The sequence below is a fragment of the Bradyrhizobium sp. WSM2254 genome (genome assembly GCF_000472645.1).
GTDB classification, from domain to species: domain Bacteria; phylum Pseudomonadota; class Alphaproteobacteria; order Rhizobiales; family Xanthobacteraceae; genus Bradyrhizobium; species Bradyrhizobium niftali.
The window spans coordinates 82,627-109,177 of the sequence record NZ_AXAB01000029.1 but is presented as its reverse complement, the minus strand read 5'-3'; the positions used below and the strand labels follow the sequence as shown (position 1 = coordinate 109,177).

Genomic DNA, 26,551 nt, shown 5'->3' with positions numbered 1-26,551 from the left:
TGGGGCGCGCCCCTTTCAGGGACCGAATAGAACCTCAGCGCGCGTCGGATGGTGCACGCGGCTTGAGCAACCGGGCGCAGATGATGCCGAGGACCACCATGATCGCGGCGCTTGCGAACAGCGTCGGCATCTTGCCGCCGTGCTGGAGGCCGAAGCCGTAGGCGAGCGGCCCGACCGTCTGACCCATGAAGAAGAAGAACGAATGGAGCGACAGCGCGGTGGCGCGCGCCTCGACCGAGAGCTCGCTGGCGAACACCTGGAGGCAGCCATGGGCGATGTAGAAGCCCCAGCCCATGACGACGAGGTTCAGCGCCTGCACTTCCCAGCGCGGACCGAAGGCCACAGCGACGAGCTGCGAGGCCACCAGCGTCATGCCCGCGATCATCATTCCCTTCATGCCGAGCCACGGCAACAGGCGCGACACCGTCAGCGTGTAGAACAGGCCGCCGACCGCGAAGCCCGCGATGACGATGCCGGCGATCGAGAGCGAGGTCTGGCCGAGCTCGAACAGGAACGAGGCGATATAGGGAAACAGGCCGAGCACGCAGCAGCCTTCGACGAACACCGCCGAATAGCACACATAGGCATTGGGGTTGGTGAAGATGGTGCGATAGCCGGCCCTCAGCGCCGACAGGCTCGTCTTCGGCGGATGCTTGACCTTGGCGCCGCGAAAGCCGGCGGCAACCGCGATCGAGGCAACGATCACGAGCACGCCGAGCACCGCCAGCACGCCGCGCCAGCCGAGGAAGTCGCCGATCAGGCCCGAGGCCGAGGCACCGAGCAGATTGCCGGTCATGGCGCCGGCGAGCGTGCGGCTGATCGCGACCTGTCGCTTCTCCGGACCGACCAGGTCGCTGGTCAGGCTGAGCGCCACCGGAAACACGCCGCCCGAGCCGATGCCGGCAAGGACGCGGGTCGCAAACAGAACCGAGAACGAGGTCGAGAGCGCGCCGAGAATATTGGCAAGCCCGAGCAGCGCGAGGCAGCCGATCATCAGCCGCGTCTTGCCGAACAGGTCGGCGGCCGCGCCGACGATCGGCTGGATGATCGAGAAGGTGAAAGCGAACACCGCGGCAAAGCCCGCGGCGGTCGCGATGCTGACGCCAAAATCCTCGGCGACATGCGGCAGCACCGGATCGAGCGCGCGCGCCGACAGCGCGGCGGCGAAGCTCGCGCCGGAGATGACGTAGAGCGCGGCCGGCAGACCGTGATCGTGCAGCCGCGCCTCGCCTTGCGCATCAGCGCGGATTCTTTGCGAGCGCGTCGAACGCCATCAGCCTGCGGATCAGCCCTTCGAACTCGCGCAGCGGCACCATGTTGGGGCCGTCGGAAGGCGCGCTATCGGGATCGGGATGGGTCTCGATGAAGACGCCGGCGACGCCGACCGCGACCGCCGCGCGCGCAAGTACCGGCACGAATTCGCGCTCGCCGCCGGAGGACGTCCCCTTCCCGCCCGGCTGCTGCACCGAATGGGTGGCGTCGAAGATCACGGGCGCGCCGGTGGTGCGCGCCAGGATCGGCAGCGCGCGCATGTCGGAGACCAGCGTGTTGTAGCCGAAGGAGGCGCCGCGCTCGGTGACGAGCACGTTCGGATTGTTCGCGCTCGTGATCTTGGCGACAACGTTCGCCATGTCCCAGGGCGCCAGGAACTGGCCCTTCTTGACGTTGACGACCTTGCCGGTCGCGGCCGCCGCCAGCAGCAGATCGGTCTGCCGGCACAGGAAGGCGGGGATCTGCAGGATGTCCACGGCCTGCGCAACCTCTGCGCATTGCGTGGCCTCGTGCACGTCGGTCAGCACCGGCAGGCCGAGCGAGGATCGGATCTCCGCGAAGATTGGCAGCGACTGCGCGAGCCCGAGCCCGCGCGCCGCCGACGCGCTGGTGCGGTTGGCCTTGTCGAACGACGTCTTGTAGACGAGGCCGACGTTCAGCCGCGCGGCGATCTCCTTCAGCGCGGAGGCCACCTCCAACGCATGCTGGCGGCTTTCGAGCTGGCAGGGCCCTGCAATGATCGAGATCGGCAGATCATTGCCGAACTTGACCGTACCGATGGTGACAACCGGCGCCGCTGACGTCGAAGAGCTCAAGGCAAATCCCTCGTTTCCGCGCGACCATAGCCGCCATCGGGGTCGGATCAACCCCATTCGGCCCGGGCTGTCAGAATATCAGGGTTGCGCCGAAGTTCCGCGGGCGCCGCCGGCGCTATTTCACCGCCGAGAAAGCGGTCGGCGTCAGGAGCTGGCTGACGATATTGCCGACGATCTGGCCGTCCGCCTCCGACTTCGCCCGCGCCTCGTGCCAGTCCGGATCGGTCACGAACGCGCCCCACTTCTTCTCGCGCTCGGCGAGTGACTCCCAGGCGAGGAAATAGGTCAGCTCCTGGCTGGATTCACCGATCAGCGTGGTGAAGAATCCAGCCTGGCGGATGCCGTGCTTTTCCCAGATCTTCAGCGTCGCCGTCTCGAACCGCTTCAAGAGCGCCGGCAAGCGGCCGGGCACGCAGCGATAGACGCGCATTTCATAGATCATTCTTGCTTCCTCCCCGAACAGATCGGGCGGTTATAACGGCTGGCCATGACCATGTCTTGAGCCCTGCCCGGCCACCCCGGTGGCGTTTCGCGCATGGCTAGACAGCCTTCGACGACGCACCACGTCGGGCTCCCGCAATGCTGCCGCAATGATCGGGCCGCTAGAATGGCTTTGGTTGAAGCCCAGGTGCCGGATCATGCGGATTTTGCTTGTCGAGGATGAGGCGGAGATGGCCGGCGCGCTGGCGTCAGCGCTGAAGCGCTACGACATGGTGGTAGACCATGCTCCTACCCTTGCCGAGGCGGAAGAGGCCATTTCCGCCGACGTCCATGTCGCGGTCCTGCTCGACCGCCAACTCCCCGACGGCGACGGCCTTGCACTGATTCCGAAGCTCCGGGCGCGCGCGGACGGCGTGCCGATCATCGTCCTGACCGCGCGCGGCGAGCTCGCCGACCGGATCGCCGGGCTCGACAGCGGTGCCGACGATTATCTGGCCAAGCCGTTCGCGGTCGAGGAGCTGCTGGCGCGCCTGCGCGCCGTGATGCGGCGCCCCGCGGGACTTACGCCGGATGTCATCCGTGCGGGCCGCCTCGCCTTCGATGTCGGCCATCGCGAGGCGAGCATCGACGGCCAGCCGTTCGAGCTGCCGCGTCGCGAGCTGTTGGTGCTCGAGGCGCTGATCCGCCGCCTCGGCCGCACCGTGCTACGCTCGGCGCTGGAAGAGGCCGTCTACAATTTCGACGACGAGATCCAGTCGAACGCGCTGGACACGCATATTTCGCGGCTGCGCCGCAAGCTCGCCGAGGCGGATGCCGGCATCGAAATCCACGGCATTCGCGGCGTCGGCTATCTCCTGAAGAAGCTGCCATGAGCAGGCACGACGATCCCTATTGCCTGCGCTCGCGCCTGAGCTGGCGCCTGCTCTCGCTCCAGGCCGCGCTGCTCCTGGCACTGGTTGCCGTCGTCGTCGGGGCGCTGTGCGCGTCAGGATTTGTGCTCGCCGAGCGCGACGAGGATCGTGTGATCGACGTCGTGCAGCGCGCACTCGCGCGCGACGCACAGGGCGGCCTGACCGTGCGGCCGACGCCCGAGCTCAAACAATTGCGTAGCGAGACACCAGACCTCTGGTTCCTGGTCCGCGACCGGCAGGGACATTCGCTCGCCGAAGGTGCCGTGCCGGCCGAATTCGCCGCGATCGGCGGCGGCCTCGACCAGATTAGCCAGGCGCGGCTCGGCTGGCAGTTGTTCGAGGACGATCCGCGCAAGCCGGCGGCGCGGCTGAAGCGGGTCGACACCGAGGCCGGCAATGTGCAGGTCATCACGGCGACGCAGGGCCGGCTGACCGGCGCCAAGGCGCTGGTCATGACATCGCTTGCATTCCTGGGCATCGCGCTGCCTGGCCTGCTTCTGATGGGAACCGCGACCTTCATCGCGACACCGGTGATCGTGCAGCGCGCCTTCAGAGGACTTGATACGACCGCGGACCAGGCGCGTCGCATCGACATCCACCAGCGCGGCGCGCGCCTGTCGGTGGAGAGAATTCCGCTGGAGGTCGTACCGCTCGTGACCGCGGTCAATGACGCGCTGGCGCGGCTCGACCAGGGCTATGCCCGCCACAAGCGTTTCGTCGCCGACGCGGCACACGAGCTGCGCACGCCGATTGCGATCCTCAACACGCGCCTGGAGTCGCTTGCCCCGGGGCCGGACAAGACCCGGCTGCTGGAAGATGCCGCGCGGCTGGCGACGCTTGCCGAGCAGTTGCTGGACATTCAGCGGCTCGACCGCTGCGGCCATCCGTTCGCGCGCGTCGATCTCGTCCGGGTCGCTCAAGGCGCGGCTGCCGACCTCGCGCCGCTCGCGATTGCGGCCGGCTACGAGCTGGCGCTCGATGCACCCACAACGCCGATCGAGACGATCGGTGACGCGGCCGCGTTGGAACGCGCGCTGACCAACCTCGTGCAAAATGCGATTCAGCACGGCCCTCGCCGCGGCACCATCGGCATTCGCGTCAGCAGACCCGCGAGCATCGAAGTCACGGACGAAGGTGCCGGCATTCCCGCCGAACAACGCGAGCAGATCTTCGAGCCGTTCTATCGGCTGACGCCGCTCGATCGCGGCGCCGGCCTCGGCCTCAACATGGTGCGCGAGATCGTGCACCTGCATGGCGGCCACGTCTCGGTCACGGACGGGCCGGATGGCGGCGCCTGTTTCAGAATAACGCTGCGCCCAATCCCGCAGGGTTGAATCAATCCGACTGCGCCTCTCGCAGCGCAATGCTGTCGCAATGCACGGCCGTGACACTGCATCCGCCTCATCCCTGATCTTTCGAGGTGCAACCAAGATGCCGGAGTGCGCATGCCCAACGATTTCCTCTCCTTCTTCCTGTCCTGGATGTCGGCCCCGCGTCGGGTCGGCGCGATCGCGCCATCAGGCGCGGCGCTCGCCGATCTGATCACGCGGGAGATCTCCGCATCGAGCGGCCCGATCCTCGAGCTCGGTCCCGGCACCGGCGCATTCACCTACAAGCTCCTGAAACGCGGCGTGCGCCAGCAGGACCTCACGCTGATCGAATACGGCTCCGACTTCATGAAGCTCCTGCAATTGCGCTTTCCCAACGCGCGCGTCTTGTGGATGGATGCGGGGCGGCTGACCACGGAGCGCCTCTATGACGGCACGCCGGTCGGCGCGGTCGTGAGCGGCCTGCCGCTGCTCAACATGTCGACGCGCAAGGTCGTCTCCATCGTCGGCGGCGCTTTCAGCTACGTCCGCCCCGGCGGTGCCTTCTACCAGTTCACCTACGGCATGAGCTGCCCGGTACCGCGGCCGATTCTCGATCGGCTCGGCTTACGCGCCACCCTGGTCGATCGCGCCCTGCTGAACGTGCCGCCGGCCGCCGTCTACAAGCTGACACGGCGGCCGCAGATGAAGCTGGTCACGGGATCGCTTGCGCCGGCCCCCTCGACGCGAGTCGCGTTGGAGCCGATCCATCACGCGCACGGCTAACCCGCCGCGCGCTGAGCCATCAGACCAGCCGGCTCTGCACCATCGCCGCCTGAATGAACGAGGCGAAGAGAGGATGAGGCTCAAAGGGCCGCGACTTCAGCTCGGGATGGAACTGGACGCCGATGAACCAGGGGTGATCCTCGTATTCGACGATCTCCGGCAGGACGCCGTCGGGCGACAGCCCTGAGAATTTCAGGCCGTGCTGCTCGAGACGGTCCTTGTACGCGGTGTTCACTTCGTAGCGGTGGCGGTGGCGTTCGGAGATCTCGGTCGCGCCGCCATAGACCTGCGAGACGCGGCTGCCGCGGTTGAGCGCCGCCGGATAGGCACCGAGCCGCATCGTGCCGCCGAGATCGCCGGCCTGCGAGCGCTTCTCGAGCTCGTTGCCGCGCAGCCACTCCGTCATCAGGCCGACCAAGGGCTCTTTGGTCGGGCCGAATTCGGTGGAGTTGGCGTCCTCGATGCCGACGAGATTGCGCGCGGCCTCGATCACCGCCATCTGCATGCCGAAGCAGATGCCGAAATACGGCACGTCACGCTCGCGCGCGAACTGCGCCGCACGGATCTTGCCTTCCGCGCCGCGCTGGCCGAATCCACCGGGCACCAGGATGCCGTTGACGTGCTCGAGGAACGGCGCGGGATCTTCCTTCTCGAAGATCTCGCTCTCGATCCAGTCGAGATTGACCTTCACCTTGTTGGCGATGCCGCCATGCGAGAGCGCCTCGATCAGCGACTTATACGCATCCTTCATGCCGGTGTATTTGCCGACGATGGCGATGGTGACGTTGCCTTCGGGATTGCGCACGCGCTCGTTGATCTGCTGCCAGCTCCGCAGCTCCGGCGGAATCCGCGAGGCGATGCCGAAAGCGGCGAGCACTTCGTCGTCGAGGCCCGCATTGTGGTAGGCCTCAGGGACAGCATAGATGTTGTCGACGTCGCGCGCCTCGATCACCGCGCTTTCACGCACATTGCAGAACAGCCCGAGCTTGCGCCGCTCTTCCTTCGGGATCTCGCGGTCGGTGCGGCAGAGCAGGATGTCCGGCTGAATGCCGATCGAGCGCAGCTCCTTCACCGAGTGCTGCGTCGGCTTCGTCTTCAATTCGCCAGCGCTCGGAATGTAGGGCAGCAGCGTGAGATGGATGTAAACGGCATGATCGCGCGGCAGCTCGTTCTTGAGCTGGCGGATCGCCTCGAAGAACGGCAGGCCCTCGATGTCGCCGACGGTGCCGCCGATCTCGACCAGCACGAAGTCGTAATCGTCATTGCCGTCGAGGACGAATTCCTTGATGGCGTTGGTGACGTGCGGAACCACCTGGATGGTCGCACCGAGATAATCGCCGCGGCGCTCCTTGGTGATGATGTCCTGGTAGATGCGCCCCGTCGTGATGTTGTCGGCCTTGGTCGCCGGCCGCCCGGTGAAGCGCTCGTAGTGACCGAGATCGAGATCGGTCTCCGCGCCGTCATCGGTCACGAACACTTCGCCGTGCTGATACGGCGACATCGTTCCGGGATCGAGGTTGAGATAGGGGTCGAGCTTACGGAGGCGGACCTTGTAGCCCCGGGCCTGCAACAGCGCACCGAGTGCCGCTGAAGCCAGACCCTTGCCGAGCGAAGAAACCACGCCGCCGGTGATGAATATGTACCGCGCCATGGGACTTAACCTCTAATCCCTCGAATTCGATTCGCCAAAGCGATTCGTATTCCGCCCCAAAGATTTTGCGGGCCTGTGGGTGAACCGGAACGAAGAGTGGTGACAGTACCTTGATGGGGATTGTTGATGCAGGACGGTAGAAGCCGCGCTGCATGGCCCCCCTGCTTTATTGCGAACGAGGTACCTGCGGGCCGCTCGGCGCTGCCGGGGCCTGCTGCTCGTCGGCCTTCTTCAGCGAATCCAGGATGCCCCCCGAGGTCGGCGGCGCGATCGGCGACCCGCCGGCCGGCTGGCCCTGCGATGCCGGCTGGCCAATGATCGACGAAGGCGCACGGTTGTATCCGGCGTACCAGGACAGGAACAGGCTGGTCAGGAAGAAGCCGGCGGCGAGGATCGCAGTCGTCCGCGACAACAGATTCGCGGTGCCGCGGCTCGACATGAAGCCCGCGCCTCCGCCCATGCCGAGGCCGCCGCCTTCCGACTTCTGGAGCAGGACGGCGCCGATCATGACGGCGACGATCATGAGATGGATGACGATGACAACAGTCTGCATAGTGCCCTTCCGTCACAAGCCGACAGCGCCGAGACGGCGGCCGATCGCGCTTCGCGGGTTTTCCTGAAGTTGCGCGGTGTTACACGATCGGAAACGGCATTGCCACCCCCGATCGGGTCCGGACCAACGGTTTGGTTTAGCTAGGGACAGCCCTTGGCGATCGCAAGGAAATCGGTCGCCTTGAGGCTGGCGCCACCGACCAGCGCGCCGTTGACGTTCTTCACCGCCATCAGCTCGGCCGCGTTCGACGGCTTGACCGAGCCGCCATAGAGGATCCGCATCTTGGCGCCGTCCGCCCTAAACCGGGAGGTCAGGAGTTCCCGGATAAACCCATGAATCTGCTCGACATCCTGGGCCGTGGGGGTCAGGCCGGTGCCGATGGCCCAGACTGGCTCATAGGCGACGACCAGGTTGGCCGCGGTCGAGCCGTCCGGCACCGAGCCGTCGAGCTGGCCGCGCAGGATGTGCAGGGTCTGGCCGGCATCGCGCTGGGCTTGCGTCTCGCCGATGCAGACGATCGCCGTCACCCCGGCCCGCCAGGCGGCTTCCGCCTTTTGCCGCACCAAGGCATCGCCCTCGCCATGGTCGGCGCGGCGCTCGGAATGGCCAACGATGATGGCGGTCGCACCCGCATCCGCCAGCATTTCGGCGGCGATGTCGCCGGTATGGGCGCCGGAGGCCTTGGGGTGGCAATCCTGGGCCCCCACCGCGACCTTCTTGCCGCGTGCCTTGTCGGCAAAGGCCGCGATCAGGGTCGCCGGCGGGCAGACCAGCAGATCGGCCTTGGCCGCCACCTCTGCCGCGCCATTGAGCATGGCGTCGAATTCGGCAGCGGAGGCCTTCAGCCCGTTCATTTTCCAGTTGCCGGCGATCAGTGGTCGGATGGCGTCGGTCATGTCAATTTCCAGCAAAAAGGGGTTTGTGCATGCGCTAGCAGAGCTGCTGTGGCAGTTCCAGAGACCTAAGGGCTTTTAACCGCAGCTTCGTGAGGCCGCGTGACCTGAGGTTGCGGGGGGAAAGCCGCCACTTTATGATGATTGATCAATTTGGTGACGCGCTTTTGCGGAATCTGCATTAAGACGCGCTCCCGTTCCCCTCCTGCCAAACAAGTTGGACCAAATGCTTCGAGGAATGCGCAAGGCCTCATCAAACTGGCTCGGCAAGACCATTATGGCCGTGGTGATGGGCGTGTTGATCGTCAGTTTCGGCATTTGGGGCATCGCCGACATCTTCAAGGGCTTCGGGCAGTCCACGGTGGCCAAGATCGGCCGCACCGAGATTTCGCTGAACGAGTTCCGCCAGATCTATACCGACCGCCTGCAACAGATCAGCCGCCAGTTCGGCCGTCCGCTGACGCCTGATCAGGCCCGCGCCTTCGGCCTCGACCGTCAGGTGCTCCAGCAGACGATCGCGGAAGCAGCCCTCGACGAAGAGGCGCGCCGGCTCGGGCTCGGCCAGTCCGACGACCAGATCCGCCAGGTCATCATGAACGACCCCAACTTCAAGGGCGTCGGCGGCAGCTTCGATCCGAACCGCTTCCAGGCCGTGATCCGCAACTTCGGCTATACCGAGCAGCGCTACGTCTCCGACCAGCGCAAGGTGTCGCTGCGCCGGCAGCTCACCGGCACGATCGGCGCCGGCCTCGAGCCGCCGAAGGCGATGATCGACGTGCTGTCGCGCTTCCAAAACGAGCAGCGCGCCATCGAGTTCGTCAGGCTCGACGCAGCCCAGGCCGGCACCATCGATGCGCCCTCGCCCGAGGCGCTCGCCACCTATTTCGAGGATCACAAGGTCCAGTTCCGCGCGCCCGAATATCGCAAGATCGCCTTCGTCGTGATCTCGCCGGAAGAGATCGGCAAATGGACCGAGGTCTCCGACGAGGACGCGAAGAAGGTGTTCGAACAGCGCAAGGACCGGCTCGGCACGCCGGAGAAGCGCCAGATCCACCAGATCGTGTTCCCCAACGCGGCCGAGGCGCAGACCGCACGCGAGCGCCTCGCCGGCGGAATGTCGTTCGAGGATCTCGGCAAGGAGCGCGGACTGAGCGCCTCCGACGTCGATCTTGGGCTCGTGACCAAATCGTCGCTCGACCCGGCGGTTGGCGACGCCGCCTTCGCGCTTGCCGCGGGCGAGATCAGCCAGCCGATCCAGGGCCGTCTCGGCACCGCGATCGTCAAGGTCGACAAGATCGAGCCGGGCGTCGAGGCGAACTACGCCAGCCTCGTCGGCGACATCAAGCGCGAGATCGCGACCGAGCGCGCGCGCGTCAAGGTCGCCGATCTCCGCGACAAGATGGAAGACGAACGCGGCGGCGGCTCCAGCGTGATCGACGCGGCGCAGAAGCTCGGCCTCACCGCCGTGACCATCGACGCCGTCGACCGTTCCGGCCGCGCCCCGAACGGCCAGCCGGTCGCCAACGTCCCGCAGGGCCTCGACGTGGTGTCGCAGGCCTTCAACACCGACGTCGGCGTCGACAACGACGCGATCTCGTTCAAGGGCGGCTATGTCTGGTACGACGTGCTCGCCATCACGCCCTCGCGTGATCGCAATCTCGACGAGGTCCGCGACCAGGTCGAGGCCCGCTGGCGCCAGGACCAGATCGCGGCCAAGCTGAAGACCAAGGCGACCGAGATGGTGCAGAAGCTCCAAGCGGGCGGCAAGCTCGCCGATGAAGCCGCAGCGATCGGCGCCAAGGTCGAGACCGCACCCGGTTTCAAGCGCGACGACTCGCCCGCCGGCGTGCCCGGCACCGTCGTGGCGGCCGCCTTCCGCACCGCCAAGGACGGCGTCGGACAGACGCCCGTGAGCGGCGGCAGCGAAGTGATCGTCTTCCGCGTCACCGACATCATCGATCCCGCGGTCGACGCGGCCTCCGACGCGGTCAAGAAGCTGAAAGACAGCCTCGACAGGGCGCAGACCGAGGAGCAGGTCGCCGCCTACGTCAACAAGCTTGAAACCGACATCGGGACCACCATTAATCAGGCCGCCTTCGCGCAGGTGACCGGCGCGAACCAGTGAGTTGAAAGCACGCGATGGACGACCTGAAATCGATCATTGGAAAAGTGGCGACCGGCGCCAGCCTGTCGCGTGACGAAGCGGCTTCCGCCTTCGACGCCATGATGTCGGGCGAAGCCACGCCCTCGCAGATGGGCGGCCTACTGATGGCGCTGCGGGTGCGCGGCGAGACAGTGGACGAGATCACCGGCGCGGTCGCGGCGATGCGATCCAAGATGCTGACGGTGACGGCACCGCCCGACGCCGTCGACATCGTCGGTACCGGCGGCGACGGCTCCGGTTCGGTCAATGTCTCGACCTGTGCCTCCTTCATCGTCTCGGGCGCCGGCGTGCCGGTGGCCAAGCACGGCAACCGCGCACTGTCCTCGCGCTCCGGCGCCGCCGATGTGCTGGCTTCGCTCGGGGTGAGGATCGACCTCAGGCCGGAGCAGGTCGGCCGCTGCGTGCGCGAATGCGGCATCGGCTTCATGTTCGCCCCTGCCCATCATCCCGCGATGAAGAATGTCGGCCCGACCCGGGTCGAACTCGCCACCCGCACGATCTTCAATTTGCTCGGCCCGTTGTCCAATCCGGCCGGCGTGAAGCGGCAGATGGTCGGCGTGTTCTCGCGGCAGTGGGTGCAGCCGCTGGCGCAGGTGCTCAAGAACCTCGGCTCTGAATCCGCCTGGGTGGTGCACGGCTCCGACGGCCTCGACGAAATCACCCTCACCGGCCCGACTTTCGTATCCTCGCTCCACAATGGCGAGATCAGGAACTTCGAGGTGACGCCGGAGGAAGCGGGCCTGCCGCGCTGCGAGCCCGGTGCGCTCAAGGGAGGAGACGCCGACGCCAATGCGATTGCGCTGCAAAGCGTGCTCAGCGGCAAGCCGAGCCCCTACCGCGACGTGGCGCTGATGAACGCGGCGGCCGCGCTGATCGTGGCCGGACGTGCCAAGGACCTCAAGGAGGGCGTCGCGATCGGCGCCAAATCGCTCGACAGCGGCGCGGCCAATGCACGGCTGAAGCATCTGATCGCGGTCTCCAACGGCTGAGCCTGACATGTCGGACATCCTGACCAAGATCGAGACGTACAAGCGCGAAGAGATCGCGGCTGCCAAGCGCGCGCAGCCGTTCTCCGTTGTCGAAGCAAGGGCCAAGGCGCAGGCCGCACCGCGCGGCTTCCTGCGCGCCATCAAGGCCAAGCACGCCGACGGCGACTTCGCGCTGATCGCCGAGGTCAAGAAGGCCTCGCCGTCGAAGGGGCTGATCCGCGCCGATTTCGATCCGCCCCAGCTTGCCAAGGCCTATGAGGCCGGCGGCGCCGCCTGCCTCTCGGTGCTGACGGACACGCCGTCGTTCCAGGGCCATCTCGACTTCATGGTTTCCGCGCGTGCGGCGACGGCGCTGCCGGTGCTGCGCAAGGACTTCATGTTCGACGTCTATCAGGTGGTCGAAGCCCGCGCGCATGGCGCCGACTGCATCCTGATCATCATGGCCGCGCTCGACGACGCCACCGCCAGGGACCTGGAAGACGCGGCTATCGCCCATGGCATGGATGTGCTGATCGAGATCCACGACCGCGCCGAACTCGACCGCGCGCTCAAGCTGCGCTCGCCGATGATCGGCGTCAACAATAGGAACCTGCGCACCTTCGAGACCACGCTCGCGACCAGCGAAGCATTGGCGCCGCTGATCCCCGGGGACCGGCTGATGGTCGGCGAGAGCGGCATCTTCACGCCCGCCGACCTCGCCCGGCTCGAGCGCGTCGGCATGTCGACCTTCCTGGTCGGCGAGAGCCTGATGCGGCAGACCGATGTGACCGCCGCCACGCGTACGCTGCTCGCGCGCGAGACGACGGACCGCGCGACCGGTACGCGCTGACATGGCGCGCAAGCCGGCCAAGAGGCCCACCAAGACAAGGCCCACCAAGACAAGGCCCGCCAAGACCAAGGCTACCAAGGCCGGCCCTGCCCTCACCCATATCGGCGCCTCCGGCGAGGCGCGGATGGTGGACGTCTCCGACAAGCCCGCGACCGAACGGCTTGCGGTCGCGGAAGGCCGCGTCCTCATGACCACGGCGACGCTTGATCTCATTGTCTCGGGCAACGCCAAGAAAGGCGACGTGCTCGGCACCGCGCGCATCGCTGGCATCATGGCCGCCAAGCGCACCTCGGAGCTGATCCCGCTCTGCCATCCGCTCGCGCTGTCGAAGGTCACGGTCGATATCGAGCCCGACGCAAAGCTGCCGGGCTGCCTCGTCCGTGCCAGCGTGAAGGTGACGGGCCCGACCGGCGTCGAGATGGAGGCGCTCACGGCCGTGTCCGTCGCCTGCCTCACCATCTACGACATGATCAAGGCGGTCGAGCGCGGCGTGCGCATCGAGGGCATCCATCTCGTCGAGAAGCTCGGCGGCAAGTCCGGCCATTACCGCGCCTGAGCGCGTGGTCCTCACTTCAGCGAAGAGCTGATCGAGCCGAATTTGGTGTTGAGCTTGCTGCCCATGCCGTTCACGACGGTGATGATCGCAAGCGCGATGCCGGCTGCAATCAGGCCGTATTCGATCGCGGTCGCGCCGCGCTCGTCGGCGAGGAAGTTCTTCAAGGTGTTTTTCATCGTCGTGTCCTCACTGTCTCGTTGGCACGCGTGTTCGCAAATTACGTGCCAGTGCCGCCGTGAGGAGCGCCAGCATGTTAGATGGTTAAGCCTTGGTTTATCGGCGCATGACCGGCAGGAATTGATCGGCATTGCAGGAACCTTGCGGCAATTTCTGCACGTCCAGCATCCCGCGTATCGATTGCTTTTGCGTGTGGACGTTCATGCCGCATTAACCGCGCTTCCTAACTTCGCCTCCACACCGTTCCCGTAAACCGACGGATGTTTTGAGGTCCAGGAATTGATCCTGGCGTGTGTGCGGCAACGATCCACATGATGACGAAATACGGCAGTCGCCTCTTTGACCAGGCCTTCGTGCGCAGCGGACCGATCCGCTGGCTGGTCGTGGGCGGCACGCTGCTGATCGCCGCGATCGCCGTCGGCGCGGTCCTGATGGCGCAGAACTTCCGCGAGCGCGCGCTGCGCAACTCCGGCCGCGAGCTCGAAAACACCGTGCTGATGCTCGCCCATCATTTCGATCAGCAATTGCAGGATTTCGCGGTCATCCAGAAGGATTTTGTCGACCACGTCCGCGCGATCGGCATTGCCAGCGCGGAAGACTATCGCAAGCGCCTTTCCGGCCAGGACATCCACCTTCTGCTGCGCTCGAAGATCGAGGCGCTTCCCTACATGGGCGGCGTCAACGTCATCGATGCCGAAGGCAATCTGATCAACTCGTCGACGGCGTGGCCGGCTCCGAAGGTCAACGTCGCCGATCGCGCCTATTTCCGTACCTTCCGATACGCCCCCGATGCGCCCGACGTCCTGATCGAGCCGGTGCATAGCCGCATTTCGGGCGCATGGACCATCGTGATCGTCCGCAAGATCGTCGGCCCGAACGGCGAGTTCATGGGCGTAGTCGGACGCGGCATCGAGCCGGCCAATTTCGAGAAGTTCTTCGAGTCCGTCGTGCTCGGCGAAGGCGCGACCATCTCGATGCTGCATCGTGACGGCACGCTGCTCGCCCGCTACCCGCATTCCGGCGAATTGATGGGGCGGAACTTCAGGAACGGCCCGTTCGCGCAGCAGAGAGTCTTCAGCCTCGACCATTTTGCCGGACGCTTCATCAGCCCCGTCGATGGCGAGGACCGCATGATCTCCTCGCATGCCCTGCCCCATTTCCCGATCCTGATGATGGCCACCGCGACGCGCGCGGCGGCCCTGACGGATTGGCGCGAGCAGATCGGCATCCTGATCTCGGTCGCCGCCGCTTCCGCACTCGCCATCGCCGGCGTGCTGATCGCGATCGTGCGCAAGCTTCTGGAGCAGCACCGCCGCTCGCGGGAACGGCTGATGCTGGAAAAGCAGCGCCTCGACCGCGCCGTCAACAACATGACCCAGGGCCTGCTACTGTTCGACGCCGAGCAGCGGCTCGTGGTGTGCAACGAACGCTATATCGAGATGTACGGCCTGTCGCCCGAGGTGGTGAAGCCGGGCTCCAGCTTCCACGACATCATTGCCCACCGCAGGGCGACCGGCTCGTTCACCGGCGACGTCGACAACTATGTCGCGCGCGTGCTAGGCGACGTCCACGCGCGCAGCTCCATGGTGGTCGACACCGCCGACGGGCGCTCGATCCACATCCTCAACGAACCGCTCGCGGACGGCGGCTGGGTGGCGACGCACGAGGACATCACCGAGCGCCGGCGCATCGAGGAGCGCATCACCCACCTCGCCCATTACGACGCGCTGACCGACCTGCCCAACCGCGCCATGTTCCACGAGCATCTGCGGCGGGAGCTGGCCGCCATCGCCGACGGCGAAGAGATCGCGGTGCATTACATCGACATCGACGAGTTCAAGGGCGTCAACGACGCGCTCGGCCACCTCGTCGGCGACGAGCTCCTGAAATCGGTCGCAACGAGCCTCAGCCGCTGCGCGGGCCCGGCGGATTTCGTGGCGCGGCTCGGCGGCGACGAATTTGCCATCGTGCAGAGCGCAGTGACGTCGCCAGACCAGGTCAACGATCTCGTCGCCCGGGTTTTCGAGTCCATCCGCGCACCCTTCGACTGCATGGGCCACCACCTCACCACCGACGCCAGCATCGGCATCGCGCTGGCACCGGGGCACGGGACCGCGCTGGACCAGCTCCTGAAGAATGCAGACATGGCGATGTACGCCGCCAAATCCGCCGGACGCCGCACCTATCGCTTCTTCGAGCCGGAGATGGACGCCAAGGTCCGCGATCGGCGGCAGCTCGAGATCGACCTGCGCCACGCCATCGCCGATGGCGGCCTCGAGGTCTATTACCAGCCCTGCCTCGGCCTGAAGGACGATCGCATCACCGGCTGCGAGGCACTGGTGCGCTGGCGCCACCCCGATCGCGGCATGGTCTCGCCGGCCGAATTCATCCCCATCGCGGAGGATACCGGCCTGATCAACGAGATCGGCGAATGGGTGCTGGCGACCGCCTGCCGCGACGCGGCCACATGGCCCGACGACATCCGTCTCGCCGTCAACGTCTCGCCGGTGCAGTTCAAGAGCGGCACGCTGGCGCTGAAGATCATGGCGGCGCTCGCCGCCTCCAACCTGCCGGCGAGCCGGCTCGAGCTCGAGATCACCGAGGCGGTGCTGATCCGCGACGACGACACCGCGCTGGCGATCCTGCACCAGCTCCGTGCCATCGGCGTGCACATCGCGCTCGACGATTTCGGCACCGGCTACTCCTCGCTGAGCTACCTGCACCGCTTCCCGTTCGACAAGATCAAGATCGACCGCTGCTTCGTCAACGATATCGCCGGCCCCGACGGCTCCGCCAGCATCGTCCAGGCCGTCGTCAATCTGGCGGCCGCCCGCCGCATGACCACCACCGCCGAGGGCGTCGAGACCGAGGAGCAGCGGCGCCTGCTCCGCACGCTCGGCTGCTCCGAGATGCAGGGCTATCTGTTCAGCGCCGCAAAGCCGGCCGACAAGGTGCTGGAGCTGTTCGCACTGCATCGCAGCCGGCTCGCCCAGCGCGACGGCAGCGAAAGCCGACGCCGCGAGGCGGGTTAGGTCGGACCTCCGTTGTCGGCGCAGCGGCATTCCCAGAAGCTTTCCTCCAAACACACAATGCAGGCCTGCTCGAGACGCTCCTTCAGGGCGTGTCGGGCGCGATGAAGGCGAACGGTCAGGTTGTTGACGGTCACACCCAGATCGGCTGCAACCAGCTCCCGCGGCTCACCGGCGAGATCCACCCTTCTGATGACGTCGGCATGTTCCGGCTTCAGCAGGGATAGATGGGTATGAAGGCACTCGCAGACCGCGGCATTCGCCGCGGGATCCTGATCGGCCGCGAGACGCTCGTTGAGCTCATGCGGGAACGGCATCTCTCGCGTTCTGCTCTTTGACGTCTGACGGTGAAAGTCGGCGATGGTGGTCGCCAGGACCCTGCTCAACCAGCCTCGAACCGAGTCCGCATCGCGAATGTCGCCGGACCGCTCCAGCGCGCGCAACATGAACGCCTGGAGCACCTCCTCCGCTTCCGCCTTCCCGCCAAAGCGTCGCTGTAGATAGCTGCGGAGGCGACCGTAACTGCCGACGAGGGCGGCACGAACGACTGCGTCCTGCACATCCAAGGGACCGGCTGTCTGCTCCGGCAGACTCTCGTTCGGCGATTTCATGACGCATCGTCCTTGCATGACATTCGGTAGATCGCTTCGTTGGAGCGGAAACGCGACGGCGCGGCTGCCATCAGCCGGTGCGGCAGCCTCCCGAACAGGGGTCGCGAGAAATCACCGCTCCAGCGGCGCTCACGTAGCGACCTGTGTTTCTGCAAACGGACGATCGTTTTCTCGGCGTTCTTCCACTCAGCCCGCGGCGCTCAGCGCGCGCGAGCAACACCGAGGCCGGCGCCGTCACTCCGCCGCGTGTGAGGTCGTGGCGCGCATCGCCGTCATCCGCATGGCAAAGTGCCCCTCGCAGACGTGTCGATCCGCGCTCGCACCTGGAGCGACGCAGTCCGGTTTTCGGGAGCTATCTCAGGCGATGGGGGGCCGGTAGTGGCGACGGAACGTGCCTTCGTCGCCGATCACGTCAGGCTGCGCCTCGCAGCGCGAGCGCGGCACCATGAACTCCGCAATGGCCGGAGCTTGCGGCCACACGGCGCTGAAGCAAAGCACCGAGCCGCAGCAGGTCGCATGCCGCTCGCTGGGCCTGTCCTGGTCGTCGTCGCAATCCCCGGCCATCGCAACGTCATGCGAATGTACTGCCGATCCGCCAGCGTGATCGTGCGCATCTCCAGGCTGATCACCCTGATGGTCGCACTGCATCGCTGCGTCGAGGGAAATCGAGATCGCGAGAGACGGCGTCATCGACGCGAGCAGGTAAGTGATGGCGACAAGCCATCCCCACCATCTTCGCCTCGGCTTTCGCAAGCCAATCATCCCTGCACCTGCTGTCCCGACCGGAAACATATAGCTCTGGTTGCAGTGACGGCCAATAGAAAACGACGCACACGGCTTCGACACTGCAAGAACGGTGAGGAGAGTCGTGCGCCATGCCAGATGCGGCGCGGAAATGAGCTCCCGATTTTTTTTGGTCGAGCCCTGTAATATATTGCACCCATCTCCGTCGCTCGACCGAATCCGTCAATGATGCTTCATCCAGCCGACGCCTTTGACGTCGTTGAACGAGTCCGTTCTGTGACACAGAAAGCATTGATCGACCGATGCGTGCTCCTGTCCCGTGATCATCCGGTCCATCATGACGAAGTGACCCATGTAGTGGCTCGGTGGCGCCTGATGGCATTGGGCGCAGTCCCTCGACGTTGGCGAGGGGTGCAGGAAACCGACGATTTTCCAGGACGCGAGCCCATGGCACTCCGCGCAGTTCCGTCCGAACAATTCGCGGTGCGGCTCCCGGTTGCTGTGGCAGCTGGCGCAATCGAGCTCCGCCCTTTCCCGCCGGTCTGACTTTGGCAGGCCGAGAAACTCCTTCAGGTCCGCAGTCAGTTGATCGGCCGCGCCCCGGTCAAACAACTTCCTGCCGGAGGCAGACGTTGCGACCCGAAGCAGTGACGCGTGGTCCATCCTGATCGGCCGCAGTTCACCTATGTGCTCGAGATGGCAGCCGGAACATTGACTGCCCGCCGTGGCATGAAAGGCCGTCGACTGCTTTGCGATATCCCCGGCGGAAGGCGCATGACAGGAGATGCAGGCCGCTGCATCGACGCCCTTGACCGGCGTGTGGCAGCTCTCGCATCTGTCGGACAGAAATGCATGCTTCCCGGAAAGTGGCCCGGGCGTCACAAACCTTGCCCACCCTGGAACGACCTCGGAGCCGCCCCGATACAGGGCGATCGACACGACGGCCGCGCCTGCGACGGCCAGTGTCGCGATCACGGCGTAGAGCACGCCCCTGATCGTCACGCGAGCCACCGCAACCCGTAGTGGACCTCGGCCGCCACATGCACCGCGAGCAGCGCATACATGACGACCGCCGCCATGACATGCAGCCCGATCCATTGCAGGAAGATCTTCTTGATTGCTTCGCTCGATCCGATCGCCGATTCGAGATCGGAAATGCCATCGACGAGCTGCAGCAGGGGCACATTCCGCAACGCCGATGCAGGCACGGCGGTCCCGTCACGCACCGCCCGATCGGGCGACGACATCGCCGACGCAATGTGCTCATAGGCCGACCTCAAGGTCGCCAGATACGCCTGCTGCTGGCGGAGCTCCATCGCGGTTTGCGGCAGGTAATAGCGCCCGACAAATCCGGTGACGACAACGACCAGCATGCTGGTCACCAGGGCGATCCCGAGCGGACTCTGAAACTTGTGCCCCGTGTGCAGAAGGGCGAAAAATGCCGCGACGATTCCGGCAGAGGCGTGAAATGCCAGGAGCGTCGGCATCGACACGCATCGCGTGACCAGGGCCTTCAGACCCGCGCTGTACTTCGTCATCGGATAGACGAGAAGAAGAATCATCAGCACGGCCGCGCCGGCCCCGAGGACAAAGCCGGCGAGGCTTCCTGCGAACCGGCTATCGGAGTGCAGCAGGAACGCCGGCACCAGCAACAACAGGGCCGCCAGAGCGACGTCGGCGATCAGGCGCCCTCTCCGATCCATCATGTCAGGCCTCGACGACCAGATCTCCGACCGATCTCGCCTGGCAGGCCAGGATCAGACCGTTCGCCTTGTCGTCTGCGGTCAGGGCGTCCTGGACTTCCATCGTGAGGTTTCCTTGCAACAGATGCGTCTTGCAGACGCCGCAGACCCCAGCCCTACAGGAATAGTCGATCGAAACGCCCGCGCTCTCGGCCACCTCCAGGACGCTCTTGTCCGGAGGCAGCGCTACGACCTTGCCGGATCTCGCAAAGCGGATGGTGGCCGTTGCTGGACCGGCCGCCGCGTCCCCTTGATTGCCCGCCTCTACTCCCGGCATCGGCACTTCGGCGCCGGCCTTGCCGGGAGGTGGGACGGCTCCGCGGGCGGGCCCGAAGGCCTCCGTCTTGATCTGCTCGCGGGGCACGCCGAGCCCGATCAACGTCTTCCTGAGCGCGTCCATCATTCCGGGCGGACCGCACAAGTGAACGCGTCGTCTGGTGAGATCAGGCACAGCCTGCGTCAGGAACTCGGCCGTGATCTGCCCCTCGCTTCCCATCCACGACGTACCCGCGGCCCGCACCATCGTGGCCGCGACGTGCAGATTGTTCATCCTGCGCTGAAGATATTCCAGCTCGTCCCGGAAAATGAACTGCTCGGTCGTCTGCGCGCCATAGACGAGGTAGATGGGGCCGGGCCATGCAATATCCGAGAGATATCGGATCGCTGCCATCAGCGGCGTGATGCCGACACCGCCACCGATCAGGACGACGCTATCGGCTTCCGTGCCGGTGAACGTGAAGGCGCCGGAGGGGCCTGCAACCTCGATGAGGTCTCCCGCCTTCAGGTGGCCATGCATGTAGTCGGACAGAAGCCCGCCGTCTTCGCGCTTGATCGTGGTCTCGACGTAGGCGGTCTGGGCCGCCGACGACGCGATCGTGTAGGAGCGCCTGACGGACTTTCCGTCGATCTCGATGGCATAGGTCAGGAACTGTCCCGGCAGGAACGCAAACGGAATCGCGCCGCCGTCCGGCGCTTGCAGACGGAAGGTCTTCACGTTCGGCGTTTCCTGGTAGATCGCGCAGATCTTCAGCCTGCCCTTCCAGGAGCGGCCCGGTTCGACTCGCGCAGTCTCGCGATTTTTCTGTTGCGCAGGTATCACCGCGGCCTTCTCGTCCGGAGAGCTGCCGGCCGTCGCGGATGGGACGGCCGCAGCAACAGCCGGAACGGCCGCAGCACGCGTCAGCCGATCGACCAGCGCGTTCGCCCGGCGCATGCGCGCGACATAGACGGCAAGCAGCGTGAGCGAGAACAGCACCAGCAGCGCCATGGTCGTGACGTGAAACCAGGAGATTCCCTGCGTGCCGTCATCCGCAGCCATGGCGCCGCGTTGAGGCAACAGGTTCATCTGCGACTTGAACCACGCCTGCGCGATCTGCTGCGGTGGCTCGCCCTCGCGCAGCGAACGCAGCGCGACCACGCCGCTCTGAACCGCGTTCAGGGACTCACGAAGCCGCCGCGACGCCTGATCCGCCGCGACGATATCGCCTCCGGCGATAGCGTGCCGCAGATCCATTTCGGCAGTCGCCAGGCGGTCGGCCTCCGCGCTGATCCGCTCGCGCGCCTGGACCTCCAGCCTGCTCCGCTGCTCGGCGGACAGCGCCGGCATGTCCATCAATGCCGGGTAGAACTCCTTGCGCGGCCGGCCCATCATGCCGTCCATTCCACCCATCATCCCCGGCGTGGCGCCGCTGGGCGGCACATCGGCCGCACCGCCTGCGGAGCCGGACGCTGCGGGATGATGTGCGGCGTGGTCGTCCTCTGCCTGCGCCAGCTCCCAACGCTGAGCGACCTGCCCTGTCGGATGCGTGCGGCCGGGGCCGAAGTCCGATGCGAGTGCGGCGTTCGCCGCAAGCTGGCTCGTCAGGACGACGAGCGCAGACAGGCCGGCTCGACATCGAAGGGGCAGACCGAACATGATCTCGCTCTCGATTCCAAAGCTCAGAACGATGCAATCAGAGGCAGCAGGATCGTGTCTGCGGTCTGCTTCTGGCTCTCGTTCAACGACGCGTAGAGCCGCGTGAAGGCCAGGCGGGCCGATTTGATCGCCTCCAGACGCTCGGACAAATGCCGCTCGTAATGCTCCAGACGGTCGGCGCTTCCCGACCTGTCATCCATCGCGAGCATCTTGCGCGCTTCCAGCAGGTGCTGCCGGCTCGAACGCAAGGCGTCGGCGACACTGTTCCAGTCGGCGGCTTGCTTGTCGCTGATCTGCAGCTCGGCCTTCAGGAACGCGATCCGCCCCTCGATCCGCTCCGTCACATCCACCGGGCCGCTCATCGCACCGCTGCTGCCGGCCGAACTCATCTGGCCGCGCATCATCTTCTCCATCATTTGCATCATCTGCATCATGCCGGAGCTCTCCTGACAGCCGGCGCCCTGGCAGTCCCGCATCTGGCTTTGCGGCGGCATCTTCATCTTGTCGTCGGTCATCGGACCGCCGCTCATGTTCTGCGACTGACCCGCTGGCTGGCCCATGTTCATCTTGCCGCTGGAATCCGACGGGGCCGGCATCTTCGACATCTTGTCGTCATCCATCATCGCGGTCCGGGCAAGACCGGCGGCGATTGCCGGCGACAGCCCAACCGGCCCCAGGGCAAGGACGGCAAAGGCGGCTGCGCTCACGACGAATTTTCTCGAACGGTTCATGGTCATTCTCCGGGTGTTGATTTGGATGGTCATCTGCTCATCGAGGTCGGCGATGAGGACAGCGTGGGGCGGGTCAGGCCATATAGACGCGAAGCGCCGCCAACTCTTACGCAGGGAAGTGTCAAAGGCTGCCGCGGGCAGCATCGCTTACCTCCCTGTCATGCCTTCGCCACGGCCATCGCCCCTCGATTTCAATCTGGAGCGAGAAGCTCAGGAACGTGCGGATCACGATGATCAGTGCCAGGATGCCGAGCCGGTCGAACGACGGCACGATCGCAACCATTCCGATGATGTCGGCGGCAATCAGGAATTCGAGGCCAAGCAGGATGCCGCGACCAAGATTGGCGCGATAGGAACGAAATGCGTCGGCTGGCGCGCCGCGCCGCATCTCGTTCAACGACCAGACCGTTGCAGCAAGCACTCCGCAGACGATGACCACCACGCCGAGCAGCTCGATGGTCGAGGCGGCCCAATGCAGGCCGTGCAGAATGAGGCCGCGGATCTCTTCGGTGAAGATCAGCCCGGACGTCATCATCCGCCGCCCTCCTCGGTCGAGCGGCTCCTGTCGATGCCCTTCGACCACGTCCGGTAGTAGGCGACGATCGTCATGATCCACAGGCCGGCGGCACCGACCAGCAGCTGGGCCCATAACCCCTCGGATCCGGACTCGAGCACGAAATGCGCGACGAACGACAGAAAGAGGCCGACACAGAACACGGACAGCGACTGCTGACCGCATCTGATCAAGGGTTGGAGCACCGGCGACTTCAGACCGGGCCAGTCGATCGGAATGAGCGAGACAACGATGAACACCAGGCTCGCCAGATGAATGACGCGAGAAGGACCCAGATTGGTCTTGTCGTTTGGAATGAAGACGGCGGCGAGCTCCTCGGGAATGTAGTCCCGCAGCCCCGGAATTCGTTCCGCCAGCGTCATCGCGAGCGCAAGGATCAGGAAGCCGCTACTGAGGATGAGCAGCGTGCGGGACGACAGCAGCCAGCGGCTTGCCGCCGCCCCTCCCAATGCCAGCCAGGCTCCGACTACGAAAAGCAGCTGCCAGGCGAACGGATTGAAGTACCAGACTCCGGCCGGATAGGACGGCAGATTCAATTCGTAATGTCGGGCGGCCAGATAGAGGCCGAGCGAGCCGATCATCACTGCATTGCGCCATCGCAGCATGAACCAGAGCACGACGGGAAACGCGGCCATCAGCACGATGTAGAGCGGCAGAACGTCGAGATTGAGCGGCTTGAACTTGAGGACCAGGCCCTGCGAGAGCGTCTCGACGGGAAAGTCCATCAGCGGCGCGACGTTGAACTGATCCATCAGGTGAAGGTCGTCGAACCTGTGCGCGAGGTAATGCACGGCCGTGAGATAGACGAAGAACAGCAGCAGGTGGGCGACATAGAGCTGCCATACCCGCCGCAGTAGCCGGGTTGCCCCGATGACGAAGCCACGCTCCATCATCATCGAGCCGAATACGAACGTCGCGGTGTATCCGGAGATCAGCACGAACAGATCGGCGCCATCGCTGAAGCCGTAGTTTCGCGTCGTGAACCAGGCGAGCGCAGAATCCGGAATGTGCCCGAGAAAGATCAGCCAGTTCGCCAGACCGCGAAACAGATCCAGGCGCACATCGCGCCGCGGCTTGATCAGCACCGACCTGATCGTGATCGTCTCCCACAACCGGCGGTGCAAGAGAAATGCAAGTTGCAGCGGCCGACCGGCCACCTGGATCGTCTCGTCAATCAACAGCGTGATTCCCATTCTTGTGCGACATTGCGGCCCGTCATCGTTGCGCGACACTCTCGCCGCTCGTTCGCGCGGGCACGCTAGGTCGCGTGGTTGATGCTCTTTTGACGGACATCAAACTCGGGCGACGCGCCAGCCAAATCTTTTTGTCGCCAGGCCATGTAATGAATTGAGGCGACCATCGTCCTCGTGTCATTTCGATCGAGGGAGTCATCTTCCAGTGGCGTCTCTCGACGGCGCCGCCGCTCATAGTGAGCATGACGTGAAGCCATCGAATTCGTGCGATCGATGCAAAATTTTTTCTGTAAGAAGATCGATACTTCCCGTCGCCTGCGGCAACTCGACGATCTACGCATCAGCGGACGCAAGTGCGCGCGTCGGCACTTGATCTTGCTCAACCTGGACGATCCCGCTCCGGGTTTGGTTGCCACTCAGTCAAGCCACCGGGACTTGATTGACACCAACTCGACAAGATCAAACAGGAGAAACCAGAATGAGTCACCGCAAGCTGATCGCCGCCGCTGCGATCATGTCGTTCGTCGCGTTGCCCGCCTTGGCGCAGACGAGCACGACGAACACGACCGACGAGAAGAACGGCCACCACTATTCCGGAGGGCCCAAGACCGAGGTCCCACACCACATGGGCAAGAAAGAGAGCGACGGCGGGACGACCAGCGGATCCGGCGGCAGCCACCATTACGGCGGCGGACCGAAGACCGACGTCCCGCATCACATGGGCCCGAAGAAGCAGCAATGACGACCGGACGGTGATCCCGCCGCTCGCGAAGATGCGGGATCACCGCCCCCAAGCGAGCGACGCACGCGCCATGCCGCTCGACGCCTATGTCGCGGAGGTCATGCAATTGCTGGAGCTGCGGGTTCATCCCCGCGACAAAGTGCTGGTCGACCGCGCCCGCCGCTGGCCCGAGCGCGACGGGCGCTATGAAGCGACCTTTGCCGCCATGAACCCGAGCTGACGCGAAGTCCCAAAACGAATTCGCCCGGGAGCGGTCATCCACTCCCGGGCGATATCTGGACGTCGCGACGTTTAGTTCGGCACCGCAGCCTTCGGCGCGGGCTTCGCGGCGACCGCATTCGCGGTGACGCCGTGCAGGAAGTCGTAGGCCGCGTGCAGCGCCTTGTCGTCCTTTTCTTCCGGCGGGACATAGGACTGCGATCCCGTCTGTTCGGTGCCGTCGGCGGCCTGCAGATGGCCGCGCATCTGGGACTCCGCCATGGTGTCGACGCGGCCCTTCAGTTCGGCCGGGAGGTCCTGGAGGATCTCGATGTCGGGCGCAATGCCCTGGGCCTGGATCGAACGGCCCGACGGGGTGTAGTAGCGCGCCGTGGTCAGCGCCAGTGCGCCGTTGCCGGCACCGAGCGGAATGATGGTCTGCACTGAGCCCTTGCCGAACGAGCGCGTGCCGATGATCGTGGCCCGCTTGTGGTCATGCAGCGCGCCGGCGACGATCTCCGAGGCCGAAGCCGAGCCGCCGTTGACCAGGATCACCAGCGGCTTGCCCTTGGTGAGGTCGCCACCATGCGCGGTGAAGCGCTGGGTTTCCTCCGGATTACGGCCGCGGGTCGAGACCACCTCGCCGCGCTGAAGGAACGCGCTCGACACCGACACGGCCTGGTCGAGCAAGCCGCCCGGATTGTTGCGCAGGTCCATCACATAGCCCGCGAGCTTCTCCTGGGGGATCTCCCTGGAGATCGCCGCGATCGCCTTCTTCAGGCCGTCGGTGGTCTGCTCGTTGAACGAGGTGACGCGGATATAGCCGATGTCGCCGTTCTCGACGTGGAAGCGGACGGGCCGCACATGGATGATCTCGCGAGTGATCGCAATGTCGAGCGGCGCGTCGGCGCCCTTGCGCACGATGGTGAGCTTGGTCTTGGTGTCGACCGGGCCCTTCATCTTGTTGACGGCCTGCTCGAGCGTCATGCCCTGCACGGCATCGCCATCGATCTTGCTGATGAGGTCGCCGGACATGATGCCGGCCTTGGACGCCGGCGTGTCGTCGATCGGCGAGACAACCTTGACCAGGCCCTCCTCCATCGTGACCTCGATGCCGAGCCCACCGAACTCGCCGGAGGTGGTCTCCTGCATCTCGGTCCAGGCCTTGTCGTTCATGTAGCGCGAATGCGGATCGAGCGAGGTCACCATGCCGGTGATCGCGCCTTCGATCAGCTTGGCATTGTCGGGCTTCTCGACATAGCTCGCCTTCACGCGCTCGAAGACTTCGCCGAACAGGTTGAGCTGGGAATAGGCATCATCCGCACTCGCTGCCGCCCGTGCCGCCCACACGCCGCCGTGCGGACTGGCTACCAGAAGGGTCAAACACGCTCCCGTGAGCGCGCCCAGGGGGAACAGCAGGGATTTCCGCATGGATAGGCTGGCCTTTTTGCTTTAGCGGTTCTCTTGGGGCTTGGGAGGCGCCATGCAAATGGCGATCCAGCTCGCTTCTCACAATACCATTCTGGTTTCTTCAAGGCCGGGCGGCCAACGCCGGCGGGTACACCGTAAAAATCCCTTCGCCCGGACCTAAACTTTTGGCAACGTTCCGAAACCGCTTCGCGCAATGCGGCAACCGGTCGACCGACCCACGCCTCGCAGCTATGCGATTTTAGGATGGTTTTGGAGAGCCGGACGGGCTAGGCGATGAAACAAGGCTTCAAATTCTCG

The 26,551-nt window shown here is 65.2% G+C and carries 27 protein-coding genes; 10 read left to right on the top strand and 17 right to left on the bottom strand.

Annotated features, from left to right (window positions below):
• Positions 1 to 34: 34 nt before the first annotated feature.
• The 3 genes from A3M7_RS0122105 to A3M7_RS0122095 all read right to left on the bottom strand — a co-directional run bounded on the left by A3M7_RS0122105 (position 35) and on the right by A3M7_RS0122095 (position 2,529).
• Positions 35 to 1,219, bottom strand: a complete 1,185-nt coding sequence (locus tag A3M7_RS0122105; RefSeq protein WP_027545841.1) for an MFS transporter — start codon at positions 1,217 to 1,219, stop codon at positions 35 to 37.
• Positions 1,220 to 1,238: 19 nt separating this feature from the next.
• Complete coding sequence (kdsA, locus tag A3M7_RS0122100; protein ID WP_027545840.1) at positions 1,239 to 2,087, bottom strand: 3-deoxy-8-phosphooctulonate synthase; 849 nt, start codon at positions 2,085 to 2,087, stop codon at positions 1,239 to 1,241.
• A gap of 115 nt (positions 2,088 to 2,202) precedes the next feature.
• Positions 2,203 to 2,529, bottom strand: coding sequence for an NIPSNAP family protein (locus A3M7_RS0122095; protein WP_027545839.1), 327 nt, complete (start codon positions 2,527 to 2,529; stop codon positions 2,203 to 2,205).
• Positions 2,530 to 2,725: 196 nt separating this feature from the next.
• Here A3M7_RS0122095 and A3M7_RS0122090 point away from each other — a divergent pair, with 196 nt between their 5' ends.
• From A3M7_RS0122090 to A3M7_RS0122080, 3 genes are all read left to right on the top strand, one after another.
• The gene (locus A3M7_RS0122090; RefSeq protein WP_027545838.1) at positions 2,726 to 3,400 is read left to right on the top strand and encodes a response regulator transcription factor; all 675 of its coding nucleotides are present in this window, start codon (positions 2,726 to 2,728) and stop codon (positions 3,398 to 3,400) included.
• Positions 3,397 to 4,773, top strand: coding sequence for a HAMP domain-containing sensor histidine kinase (locus A3M7_RS0122085; RefSeq protein ID WP_027545837.1), 1,377 nt, complete (start codon positions 3,397 to 3,399; stop codon positions 4,771 to 4,773). Before A3M7_RS0122090 ends, A3M7_RS0122085 begins: the two co-directional genes overlap by 4 nt.
• A 111-nt stretch (positions 4,774 to 4,884) precedes the next feature.
• On the top strand, positions 4,885 to 5,532 hold the full coding sequence (locus tag A3M7_RS0122080) for a class I SAM-dependent methyltransferase (RefSeq protein WP_027545836.1): 648 nt from the start codon (positions 4,885 to 4,887) through the stop codon (positions 5,530 to 5,532).
• 19 nt (positions 5,533 to 5,551) lie between these two features.
• On the opposite strand, the gene A3M7_RS0122075 is transcribed toward A3M7_RS0122080, so the two are convergent.
• The 3 genes from A3M7_RS0122075 to tpiA all read right to left on the bottom strand — a co-directional run bounded on the left by A3M7_RS0122075 (position 5,552) and on the right by tpiA (position 8,632).
• Positions 5,552 to 7,183 carry a CTP synthase gene (locus tag A3M7_RS0122075; protein WP_027545835.1) on the bottom strand — a complete coding sequence of 544 codons (1,632 nt, stop codon included), beginning with the start codon at positions 7,181 to 7,183 and terminating at the stop codon, positions 5,552 to 5,554.
• 166 nt (positions 7,184 to 7,349) lie between these two features.
• The gene (gene secG / locus A3M7_RS0122070) at positions 7,350 to 7,736 is read right to left on the bottom strand and encodes a preprotein translocase subunit SecG (protein ID WP_027545834.1); all 387 of its coding nucleotides are present in this window, start codon (positions 7,734 to 7,736) and stop codon (positions 7,350 to 7,352) included.
• A gap of 140 nt (positions 7,737 to 7,876) precedes the next feature.
• Positions 7,877 to 8,632 (bottom strand): triose-phosphate isomerase, encoded by a 756-nt coding sequence (tpiA, locus tag A3M7_RS0122065; RefSeq protein WP_027545833.1) that lies wholly within the window; start codon positions 8,630 to 8,632, stop codon positions 7,877 to 7,879.
• Positions 8,633 to 8,855: 223 nt separating this feature from the next.
• Between tpiA and A3M7_RS0122060 the strand changes: the two genes are divergently transcribed.
• From A3M7_RS0122060 to moaC, 4 genes are read left to right on the top strand one after another with little or no spacing between them, the layout of a single operon-like run.
• Complete coding sequence (locus tag A3M7_RS0122060; RefSeq protein ID WP_027545832.1) at positions 8,856 to 10,754, top strand: SurA N-terminal domain-containing protein; 1,899 nt, start codon at positions 8,856 to 8,858, stop codon at positions 10,752 to 10,754.
• A gap of 14 nt (positions 10,755 to 10,768) precedes the next feature.
• Complete coding sequence (gene trpD, locus A3M7_RS0122055; RefSeq protein ID WP_027545831.1) at positions 10,769 to 11,782, top strand: anthranilate phosphoribosyltransferase; 1,014 nt, start codon at positions 10,769 to 10,771, stop codon at positions 11,780 to 11,782.
• A gap of 7 nt (positions 11,783 to 11,789) precedes the next feature.
• Positions 11,790 to 12,611: an indole-3-glycerol phosphate synthase TrpC gene (trpC, locus tag A3M7_RS0122050; RefSeq protein ID WP_027545830.1), complete on the top strand. Its 822-nt coding sequence runs from the start codon at positions 11,790 to 11,792 to the stop codon at positions 12,609 to 12,611.
• 1 nt (position 12,612) lies between these two features.
• Positions 12,613 to 13,167 carry a cyclic pyranopterin monophosphate synthase MoaC gene (gene moaC / locus A3M7_RS0122045; RefSeq protein ID WP_027545829.1) on the top strand — a complete coding sequence of 185 codons (555 nt, stop codon included), beginning with the start codon at positions 12,613 to 12,615 and terminating at the stop codon, positions 13,165 to 13,167.
• 11 nt (positions 13,168 to 13,178) lie between these two features.
• Here the strand turns inward: moaC and A3M7_RS0122040 are convergent, their stop codons facing one another.
• The gene (locus A3M7_RS0122040; RefSeq protein WP_027545828.1) at positions 13,179 to 13,343 is read right to left on the bottom strand and encodes a Flp family type IVb pilin; all 165 of its coding nucleotides are present in this window, start codon (positions 13,341 to 13,343) and stop codon (positions 13,179 to 13,181) included.
• Positions 13,344 to 13,655: 312 nt separating this feature from the next.
• Here A3M7_RS0122040 and A3M7_RS0122030 point away from each other — a divergent pair, with 312 nt between their 5' ends.
• Positions 13,656 to 16,376, top strand: a complete 2,721-nt coding sequence (locus A3M7_RS0122030; RefSeq protein ID WP_027545827.1) for an EAL domain-containing protein — start codon at positions 13,656 to 13,658, stop codon at positions 16,374 to 16,376.
• Here A3M7_RS0122030 and A3M7_RS0122025 read toward each other — a convergent pair.
• The 9 genes from A3M7_RS0122025 to A3M7_RS49780 all read right to left on the bottom strand — a co-directional run bounded on the left by A3M7_RS0122025 (position 16,373) and on the right by A3M7_RS49780 (position 24,266).
• On the bottom strand, positions 16,373 to 16,984 hold the full coding sequence (locus tag A3M7_RS0122025) for an RNA polymerase sigma factor (RefSeq protein ID WP_027545826.1): 612 nt from the start codon (positions 16,982 to 16,984) through the stop codon (positions 16,373 to 16,375). The two genes, A3M7_RS0122030 and A3M7_RS0122025, sit on opposite strands and share 4 nt — an antisense overlap.
• Before the next feature lie 357 nt (positions 16,985 to 17,341).
• A complete protein-coding gene (locus A3M7_RS48780; protein WP_198033798.1) occupies positions 17,342 to 17,737 on the bottom strand; it encodes a hypothetical protein in 396 nt (131 codons plus the stop codon).
• 213 nt (positions 17,738 to 17,950) lie between these two features.
• On the bottom strand, positions 17,951 to 18,730 hold the full coding sequence (locus A3M7_RS0122015) for a class III cytochrome C family protein (RefSeq protein WP_027545824.1): 780 nt from the start codon (positions 18,728 to 18,730) through the stop codon (positions 17,951 to 17,953).
• The gene (locus A3M7_RS0122010; RefSeq protein ID WP_049823625.1) at positions 18,727 to 19,434 is read right to left on the bottom strand and encodes an iron reductase; all 708 of its coding nucleotides are present in this window, start codon (positions 19,432 to 19,434) and stop codon (positions 18,727 to 18,729) included. Before A3M7_RS0122010 ends, A3M7_RS0122015 begins: the two co-directional genes overlap by 4 nt.
• 1 nt (position 19,435) lies before the next feature.
• Entirely contained in the window at positions 19,436 to 21,385 is a 1,950-nt protein-coding gene (locus A3M7_RS0122005; RefSeq protein WP_027545822.1) for an FAD-binding oxidoreductase, read from the bottom strand.
• Between the two features lie 23 nt (positions 21,386 to 21,408).
• Positions 21,409 to 22,260: a Spy/CpxP family protein refolding chaperone gene (locus A3M7_RS0122000; protein WP_084302376.1), complete on the bottom strand. Its 852-nt coding sequence runs from the start codon at positions 22,258 to 22,260 to the stop codon at positions 21,409 to 21,411.
• Positions 22,238 to 22,651: a DUF1622 domain-containing protein gene (locus tag A3M7_RS0121995; protein ID WP_027545820.1), complete on the bottom strand. Its 414-nt coding sequence runs from the start codon at positions 22,649 to 22,651 to the stop codon at positions 22,238 to 22,240. Before A3M7_RS0121995 ends, A3M7_RS0122000 begins: the two co-directional genes overlap by 23 nt.
• Complete coding sequence (locus tag A3M7_RS0121990; RefSeq protein WP_027545819.1) at positions 22,648 to 23,868, bottom strand: OpgC domain-containing protein; 1,221 nt, start codon at positions 23,866 to 23,868, stop codon at positions 22,648 to 22,650. Before A3M7_RS0121990 ends, A3M7_RS0121995 begins: the two co-directional genes overlap by 4 nt.
• 80 nt (positions 23,869 to 23,948) lie before the next feature.
• On the bottom strand, positions 23,949 to 24,266 hold the full coding sequence (locus tag A3M7_RS49780; RefSeq protein WP_198033796.1) for a hypothetical protein: 318 nt from the start codon (positions 24,264 to 24,266) through the stop codon (positions 23,949 to 23,951).
• 95 nt (positions 24,267 to 24,361) lie between these two features.
• Between A3M7_RS49780 and A3M7_RS49775 the strand changes: the two genes are divergently transcribed.
• Together A3M7_RS49775 and A3M7_RS0121980 are read left to right on the top strand one after the other, a co-directional pair.
• Complete coding sequence (locus A3M7_RS49775; protein ID WP_027545818.1) at positions 24,362 to 24,625, top strand: hypothetical protein; 264 nt, start codon at positions 24,362 to 24,364, stop codon at positions 24,623 to 24,625.
• A 10-nt stretch (positions 24,626 to 24,635) separates the two neighbouring features.
• Entirely contained in the window at positions 24,636 to 24,845 is a 210-nt protein-coding gene (locus A3M7_RS0121980; protein WP_027545817.1) for a hypothetical protein, read from the top strand.
• A gap of 71 nt (positions 24,846 to 24,916) precedes the next feature.
• On the opposite strand, the gene A3M7_RS0121975 is transcribed toward A3M7_RS0121980, so the two are convergent.
• Positions 24,917 to 26,254, bottom strand: coding sequence for a S41 family peptidase (locus A3M7_RS0121975; RefSeq protein ID WP_027545816.1), 1,338 nt, complete (start codon positions 26,252 to 26,254; stop codon positions 24,917 to 24,919).
• Positions 26,255 to 26,551: the final 297 nt, after the last annotated feature.